This window comes from Rathayibacter sp. AY1E3, from assembly GCF_002932235.1.
GTDB lineage: Bacteria > Actinomycetota > Actinomycetes > Actinomycetales > Microbacteriaceae > Rathayibacter.
On record NZ_PSVN01000014.1, the window covers coordinates 55,554 to 72,060 of the forward strand.

The window sequence follows — 16,507 nt, forward strand, 5'->3', positions numbered from 1 at the left end:
CCGCACGGCCACTTCCGCCGGCGGCGGCGGGCTGCTAGAGCTAGCCGACCGTGATCGGAGCGGCGGACGGACGGGTGCCCTGCCGCATCCAGACGAAGAAGCCGACCAGGGTGAATGCGCCGTAGAAGACGTACATCAGCCCCGACGCGTAGTAGCCGGCCGAGAACAGCAGCGGCACGCCGACCAGGTCGACGGCCACCCAGATGAGCCAGAACTCGGTCCAGCCCTTCGCCATGCCGTAGGTGGCGAGGACGGAGCCGACGAAGATCCACGCGTCGCTCCAGACCGGCTCGTAGGAGCCGAGCGCGCGGAACACGGGCGTCAGCACCGCGGTGCCGCCGACCATCCCGAGCACCAGCAGGCCGCGGGTGCGCCACGACGCCCAGCGCGGCTCGATCAAGGTGGCGGCGTCGTCGGGGCGGTGGGTCCACCGGTACCAGCCGTAGACGCTGACCAGGATGAACATCACCTGCCGCCCGGCCTGGCCGAGCAGGTTGACGGGGTTGGGAGTGCCGAACAGGGCGCCCATGAAGACCGTGAACAGCAGCACGTTGCCGATGAGGCCGACGGGCCAGGCCCAGACCTTCCGCCGCATCCCGCCGAGGGCGCTGAGGAGCCCGAAGACGTTGCCGATGACCTCCCGCCAGAGGACGGTCTGCTCGCCGATGACGATCTGCGCGTCGAACAGCCAGTGCACGAGGTCCACGAGGCCTTCTTCCTGAGTCGGGATGCCGGGTGGTGCAACCCTGCCCCATCCCGGGCCATTCCCGTCGCGGGCTGATGAGGGCGCCGCGCTCGGACCACGCTGGATCCCGCTCCGGGGCGGGGAGCGCGACCGGCGCCCCGCTGTGCCGTCGCGACCGTAGGCTGGCGGGATGACGTCCCGGGTGCGACTCCTCCTGGCCTCGTCGCACCCCGGGCCGACCGTGACGGTCACCGTGCTGGCGACCGTGATCGCGGCGGCGTCCGGGCATCCGCTCGGGCAGGTCGTGCTGGTGGCGCTCGCCGTGCTGCTCGGGCAGCTCTCGATCGGGCTCGCGAACGACTGGATCGACGCCGATCGCGACCGCGCGGTGGGGCGCACCGACAAGCCGGTCGCGCAGGGGCTGATCGGCGTGGGCGCCGTCCGCGCCGCCGCACTGGGGACGGCGGCGGCCGCCGTGGTGCTCTCGCTGCTGCTCGGACCGGTCGCCGCGGTCGCGCACCTGGTGCTGGTCGCCGCGGGCTGGGCCTACGACGCGGGGCTCAAGCGCACGGTCTGGTCGGTCGCTCCCTTCGTGGTCGCCTTCGGGCTGCTGCCGGTGGTGGCGGTGGCGGCGGGCGACGGCCGGGTCCCCGCCTGGTGGGCGATCGCGACCGGCGCCGTGTTCGGCGTCGCGATCCACTGCACGAACGTGCTCCCCGACCTGGTCGACGACGAGGCCACCGGGGTCCGCGGCTTCCCGCACCGCCTCGGCCTGCGGCTCTCCGGAGTCGTCGCCTTCGGGTCGCTGGTGGTGGCCGCGCTGCTCGTGCTCGTCGGACAGCTCGTCGGCGACCAGCCGGTGCGCGGGACGGGCGTGGTGCTCGCGGTGATCGGGACCCTCGCGGTGGTCGTGCTCGCCGCGGCGGGCATCCGCCTGGTGCTGACCGGCCCGCCCACGCGCACCCTGTTCCGGCTGGTGATCGCGGCCTCGCTCGTGCTGGTGGTCGAGCTCGGGCTGGCGGGCGCGCGGCTCATCGGCTGACCGGCCGCCCTCAGGACCAGCGCATCGCGTAGACGCGGGCGAGCAGGTCCGAGGTCGGCAGGGCGAGGGCGGTGCAGAGGAACGCCTCGCGGCCGCGGTGCGCGAGCGAGCCGAGCGGGCGTCCGAGGGCCATGTTCGCCTCCGCCTGCCGCGCCGCGCGCCGGGCCGCGGTGGTGCGCCGCCGGGCGAAGCCGGGCCAGGGGCCGGCCTCGCCGCGGCGCACGGCACCGGCCAGGAGCGGGGCGAGCTCGGCGGCGTCGAGCCAGCCGAGGTTCATGCCCTGCCCGCCGATCGGACTGATCTCGTGCGCGGCGTCGCCGATGAGCACGACGCGGCCGACGCCCATCCGCTCGGCCTCGCGGCGCCGCACCTGGAAGCCGCTGAGCATCGTGCAGGTCTCCGGGTCGGCGTCGGCGCCCGTCCGGTCGCGGACAGCGGCGGCCAGGGCGCGCGCGGCCTCCTGGTCGGGGGCCTCCTCGGGCCGCCAGGCGGGGGCGCCGAGGGAGCGGTCGGGGCCGCTCAGGGCGACGTACCGGCGCCGACCGCCCGGGAGCGGGAAGGACTCCACCACTCCGGCCGGGCCGACGTCGACCAGCGCGGTGCCGGTGAGACCGCCGGGCTCGGGGTCGGCGAAGTCGCCCATCACGTAGAGGTCCGGGTAGTCGCGGCCGGTGGTGCGGATCCCGAGCAGGTCGCGGACGGTGCTGCGGGCGCCGTCGGCTCCCACGACGAAGGCGGCGCGGACGGAGACCGGCTCGCCGCCCGGTCCGGTGCCGGTCGCCTCGACGGTCGAGCCCCGACGGAGCAGGCCGGTCAGCGCGACCCCGGGGCGCAGCGCGTCCGGGGCCGCCGCCTCGAGGCGCTCGCGGAGGATCGCCTCGGTGCGGTGCTGGTCGAGGGTGACGACGTAGGGGTGCGTCGCGGAGGCGCGCGCGAACGAGAGCGTGCCGAGGGTGCGGCCCCGGCTGCGCGCGACGCCCTCGCGGACCCGGGTGGCCTCGGCCAGCACGGGAGCATCGGCGCCGACTGCGGCGAACGCGTCGAGCGACGGCGGATGGATGCCGATCGCCCGCGAGCCGCGCGGCACCGAGGAGCGCCGCTCCCACACCTGCACGTCCACTCCGGCCCGCGCCAGGAGCGCGCCGAGCAGGAGTCCGACCGGACCGCCGCCGACCACGAGCACGTCCGTCTCCGCTGTCACGGGTCGAGCCTAGGGAGCGGCGGCGCGGCGGGCGAGGGGGTGCGCTCGACCGCCGCGCGTGCTCAGGGTGCGAGCGGAGGCGTCAGAGCGCGTCGACAGCGGCGAGGATCTCCTCGGTCTCCGTGCGCGTCGTGTAGTCGACGTGCACGGCCGCCGTGCGGACGATCCGGTCGACGTCGACGACCAGGACGGTCGGGTACGGGACGGCCGGGGTGTCGTCGGCGTTGCTGTCCTTCACGGCGAAGCCGAGCGCGGTGTGCGCCTCCTGCGCCTCGCCGCTGGGGGCGGTGACGATGCCGAGAGCGCTCGCGAGCGTGTTGCCGGGGTCAGAGACGACGGTGAAGCCCAGGTCGCCGTTCGCGACCGCCGCGCGCGACCCGTCGGGGGTCTGCGGGCTGATCGCGACGAGGGCGACTCCGCGCGACGCGAGCTCGGGGGCGAGGGTCTCGTTGTAGTGCTTGAGCGTGATGTTGCAGTACGGGCACCAGGCTCCGCGGTAGAAGACGAGGACGGCCGGGCCCGCGCCGAGGACGTCCGCGAGGTCGACGGTGTCGCCGTCGACGGTCACGACGGAGGCGGCGGGGAGCGCGTCGCCGGCGGTGACGGCTCCGCTCGGGGCGCCGGCGGCGACGAGGCCGTCGCGCTCGCCGGAGAAGACGGCGGCGAGCTCGGGGCCGACCGTCTCGTCGAAGCCGACGGTGAACTGGTCGAGCTGGGTGCGGACGGAGGTGCTGGTCATCGGAAGTCCTTCGGTCGTGACGGTCGTGGCCCCCGTCCGGGAGCCTAGGCATGCGGGGGACCGGGCGCCGGGCGCCCGTCACGCGGCGTCACACGACGGCCGACGCGTGTCGGCCGGCGTGCGTGGGGACCGGCCCCGTCGCTCCGTCATTCCGGGGCGACGACCAGCTCGCCGCCGGCGGAGCGCGAGACGCACGGCATGATCCAGCGGTCCTGCTCCTCGGGGGTCAGCACCAGGTCGCGGTGCTCCGCCGTCCCGCCGACGAGGCGCAGGCGGCAGGTGCCGCACGTGCCCGACTCGCAGGAGGAGTCGACGTCGATCCCGGAGGAGCGGAGCGCGGTGAGGAGCGAGCGGTCGGCCGGGACCTCCACGACGGCTCCGGTCGGCTCCCAGACGGCGGCGAAGGGGACGGCTCGGTCGCCGACGGCGTCGACGCCCGCGAAGTCCTCGACGTGGATCCGGCTCGGGCGCCAGTGCATCGTGAGGGCGAGGACCTCGTCGATCAGCGCGGACGGACCGCAGCAGTAGATCCGGGTGTCGTCGTCGGGCTCGGCGACGAGCGGCCAGAGGTCGAGCCGGCCGTGGATCGCACTGTGGTGCACGAGGGAGCCGTCGGCGGAGAACTCGTCGAGCCACGCGGTGTCCTCGGGGGTGCGGCTGAGGTAGACGACCTGCACGGCCGATCCCTGCGCCCGGAGCTCGGCGGCCATCGCGCGGATCGGGGTGACCCCGATCCCGCCGGCGATCAGGAGGTAGCGGGCGGCGGGCCGGAGGGCGAAGGTGTTCGCGGGCGGCGCGGAGGAGAGGACATCGCCGACGCGGACGTCGTCGTGGAGGCTCCGCGATCCGCCCCGACCCCCGGGCTCGCGGCGCACCGCGATCGCGTAGTGCGACGGCTCCGCGGATCCCGGCTCGATGAGGCTGTAGCTGCGGCGCTCGCCGGAGGGGGTCGTGAGCGTGAGGTGCGCGCCGGCGGAGTAGCCGGGCAGCGGGGCGCCGTCCTCGCTCCGCAGCACGAAGCGGGTGACGGCCGGGGTGAGCGCCTCGCGCTCGGCCACCACGAGCCGCAGCTCAGCCACGGAGCACCAGCTCGTCGCCCACGCCGAGCGTGCCGCCGTCGAGGACCTCCGCGTAGACGCCGAGGAGCTCGTGGCCGTAGGTCTCGTGCAGCAGGCGCGGGACGGGCAGGTCGCGCCGACCGGTGCCCGGCTCGACCTCGGTCGCGGCGCACCGCTCGGTGGCCTTCGTGATCCGCAGCCGCAGCCCGCCCGCGCTGAGCTCGCACCCGAGCTGCTCGAGCTCGCTCCACGCCGGCAGCCCCTCGAGATGGATGTTCCCGCGGAACCGCAGCGGATCGACGCTCCGGCCGGTGCGCTCGGCGAGGTCGCGGACACTCGCCAGGTTGATCAGCGAGACGTACTCCATCTCGACATCGGAGTTGTGGGCCGTGTCGGTGTAGCGGCGCCCCGCGTCCTGGGCGATCACGGGCTCGACGCCGGGCGGCAGGTCGAGCACGCGGGCGGCGAAGGAGCGCAGTGCGGCCCGGCCGTCCTCCGCGCCGAGGTCGGCGGAGAGGACCCGGTGGCCGCGGACGTCGACGGTGAGCACTCCGCTGTCGGGGTCGAGGTGCGTGGTCAGGCCGGCGAGGCGCGCCTCGGCGACGAGCACGAAGTACTCGCGCTTGGAGATGCCGTGCCGCATGCCGGGCCGGTAGGCGCCGCCGGGGCGGGCGAGGGCGATCGTGCGGTCGAAGGGGACGCCGCGGCCGGCGGTGAGCTCGACGCGGGGGAGCGGCTGCGGGGTCAGGCCCTTCACCGGGTAGACGAAGAGGCCGTCCACGCGTGTCGTCATGCCCCCATCCTGGCGCATCGCCGGGGAGCCGGCAGGGCCGTCGCGGCGCAGCGGAGCGCGGGTAACTGACGCGGCGCCGTGCGGATGCTGCGAGGGCGGGCGGAGGGATCCGCTCCGGCGGGCCTCGTCAGTACTGGAGCGAGAGGCCGACCAGGGGCGGGACGACGAGCGCTCCCAGCTCGACGATCGCGACGCTCGCGCCGACGCCGAGCGTGACGGCCGAGAGCAGCCGGGCGCGGTCCTTCCGCGCGACGCCGATGACGCCGACGATCGCGGTCGCCGTCGCGAGCACGAGCATCGTGACCCCGAGGGCGGCGAAGAGCGCCCCGATCTGCGTGGTGTCGAAGCCGCCCTGGAACGCGAGGACCGGGATGGCCGTGGTGAGCGCGGTCCGCCCGATCTGCGCGAGGACGAGGACGATCGCGAGGACGAGGCCGACGATGCCGACGACGTCGCGGGGCCGGGACTGGGGGGCGGGGACGGACGGAGCGGGCTCGCACCGCGGACCGCCTCGGACGAGCTCCGCGATCCGCAGCACCCGACGGCCGACGTCCGGGCGGACGGGTCGTGTGCTGGGACCCGCGCGGACCTCCGCGGTCGGCGGGACGTCGTGTCCTGTTCGCCTGCCGCCCCTTGCCCGCGCGCCGCTCCGCGCGCACGCTGGAGTCATGACCGCCTGGAGCCCTCTCGAGACCGTCGGCGCCGTGGTGATCGCCCTCGCGCTGATCGGGCTCGCCGCCGCGGCCGTGGCGGTTGGAGCGGGCGACGAGATCGCGTTCATCGGCGTGCTGGTCGCCTTCGCGGTCGCGGTCACCGGGCTCGGCCTCCACATCGCCGGCCGCGAGGCGCGGTACCGCCGCGACAACCGGTGACTCCGTCGCGCTACCGCCGCGACGACGGCTGAGGAGGCGCGCTCCCGCCGCGACGGCCGCTGAGCGGGAGAGACTCCCGCTGCGACGACAGCCGGCCGGTCAGTGCCCGAGCTCCACCAGCAGCACGCCGGCGATGATCAGGCCGATCCCGCCGAGCATCGTCCAGGTCAGGGGGTCCTGGAACAGCCAGCGCCCGAGCACCGCGGTCAGCGCGACTCCGACCGCCGCCCAGATCCCGTAGGCCACCCCGATCGGCATGCCCTGCGCGAGCGCCCCGGCCAGCAGCGTGAACGCGACGACGTAGCCGACTCCGACCACGACGTACCAGCGCTTCCGGCCGTCCGTCGCGGGCTTGAGGCTCATCGTCGCGGCGACCTCGGTGAGGATCGCGCCCGAGAGCAGCAGCCAGGCCATCAGCGCACCGCCCGGCGCGCGGCCTGCGCTCGCTGCGAGCCGATCTCGACCATCAGCACGCCCGCGATGATCAGCACCAGCCCGATCGTCATCACGCCCGTCAGGGCTGACCGAAGAGCACGGCCGCGAGGACCGCCGTCAGCGCGACGCCGCACGCGCCCCACACGCCGTACGCGACTCCGATCGGCATGCCGGCCTTGAGCACCCGGCTGAGGAGGACGAACGCCGCCAGGTAGCCCGCCACCACGAGGGCGTACCAGCCCGGCGACTCGATGGCGGCCTGGAGGGCGAGCGACGCCGTCACCTCGGTGAGGATCGCGCCGGCGAGGAGCACCCAGCTCATCGCGTGCCGTCGGATCGGGTCATCCGGCCAGCGTAGGGCGGGCGCGGAGGCGTGCGCCCGCAGAACCAGAGTGCAGTGCCCGGAGACGGGGTGGGAACGATCGTTCTCCGGGCAGTGGCGCGCTCACCGCGCGAAGTGCTCGCGCACCTCCGCCTGCCAGCGCTCGCGGTCCTCCTCCGTGATGAACGCCGCGTCGAAGGAGTTGAGCGCCAGCTGCTCGAGCTGCGCGTCGTCCATCCCCAGCTCCTCGACCAGGGCGCGGTAGTTCTCATCCACGTAGCCGCCGAAGTAGGGCGGATCGTCGCTCGAGACCGTCACGACGAGTCCCTCGCGGAGCATCGCGGGCAGCGGGTGGTCGGCCATCGTGTCCACCGCGCGCAGGGCCACGTTCGACAGCGGGCACACCGTCACCGGGATGCGGCGCTCGCGGAGCATCGCGACCACCTCCGGGTCCTCCATCGCGCGGATCCCGTGGTCGATCCGCTCGACCTTCAGCAGCTCGACGGTGGCCGCGACCGTCTCGGGCCCGCCCTCCTCGCCGGCGTGCGCGACCAGGCGCAGTCCCTCCGCCGCGGCGCGCGCGTAGACGTCGACGAACAGCTCCGGGCCGAAGCCCACCTCGTTCGAGTCGAGCCCGACGCCGATGATGTGCTCGCGCCAGGGGAGGATCGCCGTCAGCATCTCGTCGGCCGCGTCGGCGCCCAGGTCGCGGAGGAAGCACATGATCAGGTCCGTCGAGATCCCGTGGGTCTCCTCGCTCCGGCCGAGCGCACGGGTGATCCCGCTCATCACGGTGTCGAGCGCGACGCCGTTGCCGAGGTGCGTCTGCGGGTCGAAGAAGATCTCGGCGCGGCGGACGTTCGCCTTCTGCGCCCGGTCGAGGTAGCCGGTCGCGAGCTCGAAGAAGTCCCGCTCCGTCTTCAGCACGGTGAGGTTCGAGTAGTGCAGCTCCAGGAACGACGCGAGGTCGGTGAAGGAGTACCGCGCGCGGAGGGCGTCGAGATCCTCGGTGGGCAGGGCGACCCCGTTGCGGCGCGCCATCTCGACGATGTGCTCGGGCTCGATCGTGCCCTCGAGGTGGATGTGCAGCTCGGCGCTGGGCGGGGCGGGGAAGGCGGGGCGGGGCATGCGGATCCTCCAGGGAGCGGCCGGGGCGGCGGGGTCGCTCCCGACCGTAGGCCTCCGCTGTTTCGCGCGCGTTTCCGGCGGGAGGCGCGATCCGGATCCGGAGCGGCCCCGCCCCCGGGTGCTAGAGCTCGCCCTGCTGCGAGGTGCCGGCCGGGATCGGGACGAGCCGCGTCACGACGGGCGGGTGGGCGACGAGTCCGCGGATCGCCGCGTTGAGGCGGACGACCGGCTCGCCGGCGCCGTGCGCGTCGAGCAGGTCGCCGCTCGTCCACTTCTCCAGCATCACGATGGTGCCGTCGGGCGAGTCGTGGATCGCGTAGAGCTCGCAGCCCTCCTCCTCGTGCACCTCCGCGATGGCGGTGGAGAGGGCGGCGACGAGCGCGTCGCGCTGCCCCTCGGCGGGAGTGAAGATCGCGGTGACGACGACGGGATCGGACATGGCGTGCCTTTCGGAGGGGGAGAGGATCAGCGCCGCGGGGGTGCGGCGCAGCTGGAGCGGATGACGAGGTCGGCCTGCACCTCGATGTGCTGCGGGGCCTCGGGGAGGCGGCCCTGCATGCGGGCGAGGACGAGCTCGACGCTGTGACGGGCGAGCATGTCGATCGGCTGGCGGACGACGCTGAGCGGCGGGGTGACCAGCTCGCTCCACGGATTGTCGTCGAACACGACGACCGAGAGGGCCTCCGGGATCCGGATCCCGAGCTGGAAGAGCCGGTGCACGGCGCTGCGCACCTGCGCGCCGCCGCCCGCGGTCTGAGGAGGCCGCGGCTGCCGCGGCACCTCCGGCTGTCGGAGCAGCCGCAGGCCGGTGGCGAGCTGCCAGGCCGTGACGGCGTAGACGGAGGCGCGCTCCCAGACGCCGTCGGGCAGCAGGTCGACGCCGGGCACGCGGGTGTCGACCTGCAGCATCAGCAGCGCGAGCAGGCCGGCCGCACCGAGCACGATCCCGACCGTCTCGAGCGCCCACGGGGCGCGGCCGCGCCGGGCCGCGGCACCGGCGACGATCGAGGCCGCGTTGCCGCCGACGATCGCCATCGCGGCGCCGACCACGTGCAGGCCGCCGATCCCGTTCTGCGCACTGGCGCTGCTCCCGTGCACGAGGCCCACCACGGCGATGCCCACGGCGTAGACCACGGCGAGGGAGAGGAACAGCCCCCGCGATCCGCCCCGCGCCGCCCGCACGGTCGTGACGGCGGCGGCGAGGTAGAGCGCCCCCTGCAGGAGGAATCCGGCGTTCATCACCGCGTGCAGCGGCGAGTCGATCGCGCGCCCCTGGAACACGCCCACCTCGGGCACGCCGAGATCGCTGATGTAGTTCCGTGCATAGCTGTAGCCCGGGAACGCGGACGCGGCGACCGCCTCCGCTCCCACGTAGGCGAGCGCGCTCACCACCCACAGCACTCCGGCCCCACGAGTTCCCATGCGCCCATCATCCCCGGGCCCGGCCCCGCCGGTCGTCGTCGCCGGACGGCTCCCCGGCTAGGCTCGCCGGATGCTGCAGGTGCGGGGTGAGTCCGGGCAGGCCGTGCTCCTCCTGCCGGGCGGGGGCGAGGCGGTCGACGGGTTCTTCCCCGGGCTGGTCGAGGGCCTGATCGTCGATCCGGGCTGCCGGGTGGTCCTCTACGACAGACCGGGCACAGCGGGGTCGGAGGTCGCCGGCGGACTCACCGACGCCGCAGACGCCGTCCACGTCGTGCTGGCCGGCCTCGGGACAGATCCCGTCGTCGTGATCGGCCAGAGCCTCGGCGGTGCCGTCGCGATGCTGCTCGCTCGCGATCATCCCGAGGACGTCGCGGGACTGGTGCTCCTCGACCCGACGCCTGTCAACGACACGGCACTGGCGCGTCAGGTGGAGCGGACGGCCCGGGCGACGGCGGCGCTCTCGAGACTGCCGGGGCTCGATCGGGCGCTGTCCGCGCTGCTGCGCACGAGCGCCGCCCGGTCGGCGAGGCGCCACGCGATGAGCCCGGCCGCGCGCGCGGCCGCTCTCGCGATGGCGGACGTCGACCTGCCGGGGCTCGCCTCCGCCGCCGCCGGTCTGGAGCAGGTGGCGCGGGGCTTCGACGAGTCTCAGCTGCCCGCGGTCCCCGCGGCCGTGGTGACCGCGGACCGCAGGCCCGGGTCCTCCCTGCATCGCGCGCATCGGCGCGTCGCCGCCGCCCTGGACGCGCCGCTGCTGTCCTGGCCCGGAGCGGTGCACGAGGTGCACCTGAGCCACGAGCGCGAGGTGCTCGAGGTCGCCCGCACCATCGTGCGGGCCGTCGCCTCCGACTAGGTCCGGAGCCGCTGCGCCGCCGCTCCGGTCACAGGCTGAACCCGCCGTCGGTCGTGAGCACCTGCCCGACGACCCAGCTGCCCGCCGACGTGGCCAGCCATGCGATCAGCTCCGCGGGCAGGCGCGGGGCCACCCGGTACGAGGACGCCGCTCCGGCTCCGCTGCGCGAGGGAGGCCGGCGCGGACTACTCCTCGTCCGCCCGGTAGACCTTCCGGAACGCGTCCTTGCGGGCGATCCTCCCGCCGCGGAACTCGTAGATGTCGCAGCCCCGCGTGACCTGGGGTCGGCCGTCGGGGCCGGTCCCGGTGAAGGACCAGGTGGCCGCGCCGCGCGTCCCGGCGATGAGGGGAGCCCCCTCCTCGTGCCGCTCCTGTCCGGTGTCGAAGGCGAGCATGAGCGCGAATCCCTCGCGGACCTGCTCCTTCCCCGTCCAGGTGCGGCCGGGCTCGGGGCCGACGGACGCGCCGTAGACGCAGTCGTCGGTCATGTGGCTCATCAGCGCTTCGAGGTCGTGGCGGGTCCAGGCGTCGCTGAACGCGGCCAGCACCTCGGGCGTCATCTCGCTCGTGCTGGTCTCGGTCGAAGAGGAGTCGTCCATGAGCGGGCCTCGGTCCTTCTGATCGGTGGACCGTCGTCGGTCGCTCTGCGACCGTGGCAGGTGAGCGGCCGCAGTGGCAACGCCCTCTAGCGGTCATGTCCGGAAGCGGACGGCCGGCGGATCAGTGGTCCGTCGACCCGCCGACCAGCGGGTGAGCGCGAGGGTCGAGGGCGGTGCACTGCGGGCGGCGGGAGCGGCCGCCGAGGCGACCCGCTTCACCGGGCACTGCCGAGTCCCGATGCTGAGCCCCTTCGTGAAGGCCGTGCCGAAGTCGGACGCGGGCCGGCCCTCCTCCGCCTCCTCGGTCGCGGCTCTCGGGTCGCCGGCGGCGGCCGGATGCTAGGCGCTCGCCGCCTCCTCCGCCACCTCCTCCCCGCCGACCGGCGCCGGCGCGCAGGATGAGGAGCACCGGTCGCGGCGGGCACCGACTCCGCACCCGACCGGCACCGAGACCGCCACGAGCCCGCGCCGGCGGGAGGACAGCGAGAGCACCATGGGATTCTGGGGACCGACCGACGAGACCCGCGGCACGCGCCCGGTCGACGAGCCGCTCGGCGAGCTGGAGCTCGTGCACGCCTTCACCAGCGGGCCGATGCCCACCGGCGTCAGCGTCTCGCACACCGGGCGGATCTTCGTGAACTTCCCGAAGTGGGGAGACGAGGTCCCGGCCACGGTCGTGGAGCTGGTCGACGGAGCGGCGGTGCCCTACCCGGACGAGGCCTGGAACACGCCGTCGGGAATCGACGACGCCGGCGCCCTCGTCTCGGTGCAGAGCATCGTCGTCGATCCGGCCGACCGGCTCTGGATCCTCGACACCGGCAGCCCGATGTTCGAGCCGACGAAGAAGGGCGGCCCCAAGCTCGTCCGCGTCGACCTGGCGACCGACACCGTCGAGCAGGTGATCCTCCTCGAGCCGGACGTCGCCCTGCCGACCACCTACCTCAACGACGTGCGCTTCGATCTGCGGCGCGGCATCGCCTACATCACCGACTCGGCCGACTCCGGCCCGAACGGGATCATCGTCGTCGACCTCGAGGCGGGGACCGCCTGGCGCCGCCTGCACGACCACCCGAGCACGAAGGCGCTCACTCCTCCGGAGCTCGTGCCGATGGCCGAGGGCCGCGTGCTGATGAAGCGCCCGGCCGACGGCGACCCTCAGCCGGTGACGATGGGCGCCGACGGCATCGCGATCTCGGCCGACGGCGAGCGCCTCTGGTACTGCCCGCTCGCCTCCCGCCGCTGGTTCAGCGTGGCGACGGCGGCCCTGGTCGACCGGTCGGTGCCGGACGAGGACGTCGCGGCGACCGTCGTCGACGAGGGCGACAAGGGCGGGGGAGCGGACGGCCTCGAGACGGATGCGCTGGGCCGCTTCTACGCCACGAGCTACGAGAACAACGCGATCGTCCGCCGTCGCACCGACGGCACGATGGAGACGATCGTGCACGACGAGCGGCTGCTCTGGCCGGACACGATGTCGATCGCGACGGACGAGCACCTGTACGTCACCGCGAACCAGCTGCACCGCCAGGCCGACTACCAGGGCGGCACGGATCTGCGGACGTACCCGTACTCGCTGTTCCGGGTGCGGATCGGCGCGAGGCCGGTTCTCCTGCGCTGAAGGCCCCCGCCCGGTCGCCTGCGCCGAGATCCGCAGCGCGGATCAGCGCCAGTGGGCGAGCTCCGTGCGGAGGGTCGCGCGGGCGCGGGCGAGCAGCCCGCGGACGGTCGAGGTCGTGAGGCCCAGCTCGTGCGCGATCGCGTCGTAGCTGCACTGCTCCAGCTGGCGAAGCTCCCAGCAGCGGCGCTGGGCCGGGGGCATCGCGGCGAGCACCCGGTTGGCGTCGGCGGCGAGCGATCCGCAGTGCGCGGCGTGCTCCGGGTCGTCGGCGGCGGAGGCGGGGAACTCGTCGTCCAGCTCGGCTCGCAGCCGCGAGACGCTGGAGCGGAGCCGGTCGACGCTGCGGCGGCGCGCGGTCGTGACGAGCCAGCCGGCGATGGTCTCGCCGTCGATCACGCTGTCCACGTGGGTCCACGCCGCGAGGAACGTCTCCTGCACCACGTCGTCGACGTCGGCGCTGCTGCGGAGGGTGCGGGCGGCCGTCGCGCGGAGCAGACCGGTGTAGCGGCGGACGATGGTGGCGAACGCGCGGTCGTCGCCCTCCGCGGCGCGGATGACGAGCATCCGGTCCGAGTCGGGTTCGAGCAGCGCGAGCGGCGGCGCGGCGAGGGTCGAGGGGCGGGCCCTCGGGAGGCGTGCGGGGGTGGTGGCGGTGAGCATGCGGACTCCGGTCGACTTGATGTGCACGCATGATTCGGAGGCGCGCTCCCGCCCGGTTTCCCGGGGCGGGACCCCAGTGGGAGGGGCAGGTCTGTCCGGTTTCCGGGGACGTCAGCGCCGCCGCGACCACCAGCGGCGGGACCGCTCCGGCTCGGCGGCCGCCCGGGCCTCGGCCGCGGCGGCGCGATCGGCGCGCCGCTGCGACCAGGCGGCGACCTCCTCGTCGACGTCCCGGAGCCGGGTGACGACGGGCGGCCCGCCCAGCAGCTGGCGGCGCGCCTCGATCACCCGCGTGTTGAAGTCGGCGAGCTCGGCGCGCACCTCCTCCTCGCGGTGCAGGCGGTCGAGGCGCTCGTCGAGCGCGCGGTCCTCGGCGCGGAGGAGGAAGGCGGCCGGGCCGATCCCGGTGAGGTTCTCGCGCTCGATCTTGCGGCGGATCCACCAGTCCGGGTCGTGGGCCGCGCCCAGGTCCGCTAGCGGCTTCCCCGATCCCGGCAGGTCGTCGAAGTCGCCGCGGCGGATCGCGAGCTGGATCGCCGTCTCGACGAACGCGGCCCGCTCGAGCGGATCCTCCGGCAGGGCGGGCTGCTCCGCCTCCTCCTCGCCCGCGACGCCGGCCCGGTACCGGGCGGCGCGCTCCCTCGCATCCGACATCCCTCCACGCTAGATCGGGCTCCTCGCCCCGGGCAACCACCCCTCCCGCCGTCTCCGTGGTCGGCGGGCGCCGCGGGTCGACATCGCCGGACCGGCGTGCGTAGTATCGATACTCGATAACGTCGACGATCGATAAGGAGCACGCCATGACGAGTGTCATCCCCAGCGGACCGGTCCGGGAGCGTCCGCGCGTGTTCCGGGTGGCCCGGGCGGTCCTGCTCATCGTCGCGGTCTTCTCCGTGCTCACTGCGCTCCTGCAGACCTGGACCGTCACCACCGGGCGCACCCTATTGGTCTTCGGGGGAGCGGACGGCCGCCTCCCGCTCCGGAGCCTCCCGCAGCTGCTGCAGGCCGAGCCGCGCGAGGGCACCGCGCCCACGCTCGCCGACGCCGCCCTCTCCCTCCGCCTGCTCGGTGCGCTGCCGAGCCTCCTCCAGGCGATCACGATCGTCCTCGCCACCGTCTTCCTTCTGCGGGTCCTCCGCGGCATCGCGGCCGGGCGCCCGTTCGACCCCTTCGTCCTCGCGAACTGGCGCCGTCTGAGCCTCGCCCTGCTGATCGGAGGAGTGGCCCAGGGCCTCGCCGACACCGCGGCGGGCCTGTACCTCAGCTCCGGCATCGGCCTGCTCTTCGCCGCCGGCCGGGTGACCGACGAGCAGCGCGACGCCTTCCTCGGCGGCGACTACCAGGCCATCGGGACGAACCTGCCGCAGTGGCCCGTCCCCGTCCTGCTCGCCGGAGTGGTGGCCCTCGCCCTGACGGCGGCGTTCCGCGCCGGCGCGAAGCTCGAACGGGACGTCGACGGCGTTGTCTGAGCCCGCCGACGACGAGAGGCACCGGATCGACTGCCACCTCGGAGCAGTGCTGGCCGAGCGCGGCGTGACCCTCACCGCCCTCTCGGCCCGCACCGGCATCACGATGGCGAACCTCTCCATCCTCAAGAACAACCGCGCCCGCGCGATCCGCTTCACGACGCTGACGCTCATCTGCGACGCGCTCGACTGCACCCCGCAGGAGCTGTTCTCGATCCGGGCCGTCGACGAGCGGGGGTAGCGGCGGGCGGATCGTCCAGGGGATCTCTGCGGGGCCGATGGTAGGGACGCCGTCCGATCCGACCGTCGATCGAGCAGGCCTCAGTCGCGCTCCACGTCCGCCCCTCCTGGGATCGGCCGGAGCTCCCCGGAGCTCGCTCTCGTCCCGACCCATGGATGAGCCTCACCAGCGCGGTCGGCGGCCTCGGCCATCGACCGTCCACAGGGGAGCGAGCTCGTCAGCGGGACCGTCGAATGCGCCTCCGGTGGATGCCGGCGGCTGCTCGCGGTCGTCCCTCCCGACGCGAATCACTCCCGAGCAGTTGTCGAGCGAGCTCGAGAGGACCCCGCAGACACGCATCGCGGGAACCCTCCGGGACCCTCGCTCCATCTCGGTGGCTTCCACCGTCGAGGGGCCCCTCCTGAAGATCCGGGCCGACTACTGGTCCCAGGAGTACATCCCCTGGGGACGTATGCGAAGCGTCCTCGTGGGTGCTTCCGCGAACCGGTCCCGTCGCGCTGTGCGATCTCCCTGAGACGGCGGCGGTGTACCTGTCGACGAGGCCGCCGGTCATCGTCCCCGCGAGGAGCGCCCGCTTCAGACCCGCACCGACGACGAACACGTCGATCGACCCGGGGTACCCGAACGGGAGACGGACCGTGATGCACGTCTGGTCGTGCTGAGCGGCGGTCAGCGGTCGAGGACTTGACGAATGACGAAGACCCGGATCTCCGTCGACTCCCGCCCCACCGGGTCGAACCCGCTCGCCGTGGTCACTGAGACCCTGCTCGAGCTGGTCGGCGTGCTCGTGCGCGCCGCGCTGCGGCCGCTTCCCGCCCGCTCAGTCCAGCGGGTAGCCCGGCAGCCCGTCGATGCTGACCGCGTTCCGCGTGGCGCGGTACTCGTCCATGCCGTCGGGGCCCTTCTTCTCGGCCTGGAGGAGGAGCAGGTCGCGCTCGCCGACCGGCTCCATCACCGGCACGCCCCAGCCGCACGCGTCGCTGATGCGGGTGAGCTCGACGGTGACGACCGCGCGGGTGCTCGGGTGATCGGGGTGCTGCTCCGCGACCTCGGCGAACACCTCCGAACCGGGCAGGTGCACGGAGCCGGTGCCGTGCAGGCGGACGATGCGCGGACGCGGTCCGAACGACGCGAACATCAGGCACACGCGCCCGTTCTCGCGCAGGTGCGCGATCGTCTCGACTCCGCTGCCCGTGTAGTCGACCCAGCCGACGCGCCGCGGGCCCAGGATCGAGAACGAGTCGTGGCCGCGCGGCGACATGTTGACGTGCCCGTCCGCGGCGAGGGGCGCGGTGGCGACGAACCACATCGGCTGCTCGTGGATCCAGGAGGAGAGGCTCTCGTCGATCTCGTCGTAGACGTGCGCCACGGGA

General features: G+C 74.2%; 21 protein-coding genes and 1 pseudogene. 7 read left to right on the plus strand and 15 right to left on the minus strand.

What is annotated here, in order from left to right:
• Window positions 1–40 precede the first annotated feature (40 nt).
• A complete protein-coding gene (pnuC, locus tag C5C53_RS12280; RefSeq protein ID WP_104224989.1) occupies window positions 41–706 on the minus strand; it encodes a nicotinamide riboside transporter PnuC in 666 nt (221 codons plus the stop codon).
• 169 nt (window positions 707–875) lie between these two features.
• Between pnuC and C5C53_RS12285 the strand changes: the two genes are divergently transcribed.
• Complete coding sequence (locus tag C5C53_RS12285; RefSeq protein WP_104224990.1) at window positions 876–1,727, plus strand: UbiA family prenyltransferase; 852 nt, start codon at window positions 876–878, stop codon at window positions 1,725–1,727.
• A gap of 10 nt (window positions 1,728–1,737) precedes the next feature.
• Here C5C53_RS12285 and C5C53_RS12290 read toward each other — a convergent pair whose 3' ends face one another.
• From C5C53_RS12290 to C5C53_RS12310, 5 genes are all read right to left on the minus strand, one after another.
• Window positions 1,738–2,928, minus strand: a complete 1,191-nt coding sequence (locus C5C53_RS12290; RefSeq protein ID WP_104224991.1) for an NAD(P)/FAD-dependent oxidoreductase — start codon at window positions 2,926–2,928, stop codon at window positions 1,738–1,740.
• Between the two features lie 82 nt (window positions 2,929–3,010).
• Entirely contained in the window at window positions 3,011–3,667 is a 657-nt protein-coding gene (locus C5C53_RS12295; RefSeq protein WP_104224992.1) for a peroxiredoxin-like family protein, read from the minus strand.
• Window positions 3,668–3,813: 146 nt separating this feature from the next.
• Window positions 3,814–4,746, minus strand: a complete 933-nt coding sequence (locus C5C53_RS12300) for a PDR/VanB family oxidoreductase (RefSeq protein ID WP_104224993.1) — start codon at window positions 4,744–4,746, stop codon at window positions 3,814–3,816.
• A complete protein-coding gene (locus tag C5C53_RS12305) occupies window positions 4,739–5,518 on the minus strand; it encodes an MOSC domain-containing protein (RefSeq protein WP_181065567.1) in 780 nt (259 codons plus the stop codon). The genes C5C53_RS12300 and C5C53_RS12305 overlap by 8 nt, the downstream gene beginning before the upstream one ends.
• Before the next feature lie 127 nt (window positions 5,519–5,645).
• Window positions 5,646–6,056: a hypothetical protein gene (locus C5C53_RS12310; RefSeq protein WP_104267668.1), complete on the minus strand. Its 411-nt coding sequence runs from the start codon at window positions 6,054–6,056 to the stop codon at window positions 5,646–5,648.
• A 130-nt stretch (window positions 6,057–6,186) separates the two neighbouring features.
• Here C5C53_RS12310 and C5C53_RS12315 point away from each other — a divergent pair, with 130 nt between their 5' ends.
• A complete protein-coding gene (locus tag C5C53_RS12315) occupies window positions 6,187–6,390 on the plus strand; it encodes a hypothetical protein (RefSeq protein WP_104224892.1) in 204 nt (67 codons plus the stop codon).
• Window positions 6,391–6,489: 99 nt separating this feature from the next.
• Here C5C53_RS12315 and C5C53_RS12320 read toward each other — a convergent pair whose 3' ends face one another.
• From C5C53_RS12320 to C5C53_RS12340, 5 genes and pseudogenes are all read right to left on the minus strand, one after another.
• Complete coding sequence (locus C5C53_RS12320; RefSeq protein ID WP_104224891.1) at window positions 6,490–6,804, minus strand: multidrug efflux SMR transporter; 315 nt, start codon at window positions 6,802–6,804, stop codon at window positions 6,490–6,492.
• Window positions 6,804–7,147 (minus strand): annotated as a pseudogene (locus tag C5C53_RS12325) (DMT family transporter). The gene C5C53_RS12320 and the pseudogene C5C53_RS12325 overlap by 1 nt, the downstream one beginning before the upstream one ends.
• Before the next feature lie 123 nt (window positions 7,148–7,270).
• Window positions 7,271–8,275, minus strand: a complete 1,005-nt coding sequence (locus tag C5C53_RS12330) for an adenosine deaminase (protein ID WP_104224890.1) — start codon at window positions 8,273–8,275, stop codon at window positions 7,271–7,273.
• A 121-nt stretch (window positions 8,276–8,396) separates the two neighbouring features.
• A complete protein-coding gene (locus C5C53_RS12335; protein ID WP_104224889.1) occupies window positions 8,397–8,714 on the minus strand; it encodes a putative quinol monooxygenase in 318 nt (105 codons plus the stop codon).
• Between the two features lie 26 nt (window positions 8,715–8,740).
• Window positions 8,741–9,697 (minus strand): DUF998 domain-containing protein, encoded by a 957-nt coding sequence (locus C5C53_RS12340; protein WP_258075421.1) that lies wholly within the window; start codon window positions 9,695–9,697, stop codon window positions 8,741–8,743.
• Between the two features lie 70 nt (window positions 9,698–9,767).
• Between C5C53_RS12340 and C5C53_RS12345 the strand changes: the two genes are divergently transcribed.
• Complete coding sequence (locus tag C5C53_RS12345) at window positions 9,768–10,550, plus strand: alpha/beta fold hydrolase (protein WP_104267669.1); 783 nt, start codon at window positions 9,768–9,770, stop codon at window positions 10,548–10,550.
• A gap of 185 nt (window positions 10,551–10,735) precedes the next feature.
• Here the strand turns inward: C5C53_RS12345 and C5C53_RS12355 are convergent, their stop codons facing one another.
• Entirely contained in the window at window positions 10,736–11,149 is a 414-nt protein-coding gene (locus tag C5C53_RS12355) for a nuclear transport factor 2 family protein (RefSeq protein WP_208543359.1), read from the minus strand.
• A gap of 124 nt (window positions 11,150–11,273) precedes the next feature.
• Between C5C53_RS12355 and C5C53_RS16815 the strand changes: the two genes are divergently transcribed.
• Both C5C53_RS16815 and C5C53_RS12360 read left to right on the plus strand, forming a co-directional pair.
• The gene (locus C5C53_RS16815; protein WP_146082288.1) at window positions 11,274–11,492 is read left to right on the plus strand and encodes a hypothetical protein; all 219 of its coding nucleotides are present in this window, start codon (window positions 11,274–11,276) and stop codon (window positions 11,490–11,492) included.
• A gap of 150 nt (window positions 11,493–11,642) precedes the next feature.
• Window positions 11,643–12,767 carry an L-dopachrome tautomerase-related protein gene (locus C5C53_RS12360; protein WP_104224887.1) on the plus strand — a complete coding sequence of 375 codons (1,125 nt, stop codon included), beginning with the start codon at window positions 11,643–11,645 and terminating at the stop codon, window positions 12,765–12,767.
• 42 nt (window positions 12,768–12,809) lie between these two features.
• Here C5C53_RS12360 and C5C53_RS12365 read toward each other — a convergent pair whose 3' ends face one another.
• Together C5C53_RS12365 and C5C53_RS12370 are read right to left on the minus strand one after the other, a co-directional pair.
• Window positions 12,810–13,454, minus strand: coding sequence for an RNA polymerase sigma factor (locus C5C53_RS12365; protein ID WP_104263555.1), 645 nt, complete (start codon window positions 13,452–13,454; stop codon window positions 12,810–12,812).
• 84 nt (window positions 13,455–13,538) lie between these two features.
• Window positions 13,539–14,081 carry a DUF1992 domain-containing protein gene (locus tag C5C53_RS12370; protein WP_104224885.1) on the minus strand — a complete coding sequence of 181 codons (543 nt, stop codon included), beginning with the start codon at window positions 14,079–14,081 and terminating at the stop codon, window positions 13,539–13,541.
• A 146-nt stretch (window positions 14,082–14,227) separates the two neighbouring features.
• Here C5C53_RS12370 and C5C53_RS12375 point away from each other — a divergent pair, with 146 nt between their 5' ends.
• Window positions 14,228–14,896, plus strand: a complete 669-nt coding sequence (locus C5C53_RS12375) for a hypothetical protein (protein ID WP_104224884.1) — start codon at window positions 14,228–14,230, stop codon at window positions 14,894–14,896.
• On the plus strand, window positions 14,889–15,134 hold the full coding sequence (locus C5C53_RS12380) for a helix-turn-helix transcriptional regulator (RefSeq protein ID WP_104224883.1): 246 nt from the start codon (window positions 14,889–14,891) through the stop codon (window positions 15,132–15,134). Before C5C53_RS12375 ends, C5C53_RS12380 begins: the two co-directional genes overlap by 8 nt.
• Before the next feature lie 820 nt (window positions 15,135–15,954).
• Here the strand turns inward: C5C53_RS12380 and C5C53_RS12385 are convergent.
• On the minus strand, window positions 15,955–16,503 hold the full coding sequence (locus C5C53_RS12385) for a pyridoxamine 5'-phosphate oxidase family protein (protein ID WP_104224882.1): 549 nt from the start codon (window positions 16,501–16,503) through the stop codon (window positions 15,955–15,957).
• Window positions 16,504–16,507: the final 4 nt, after the last annotated feature.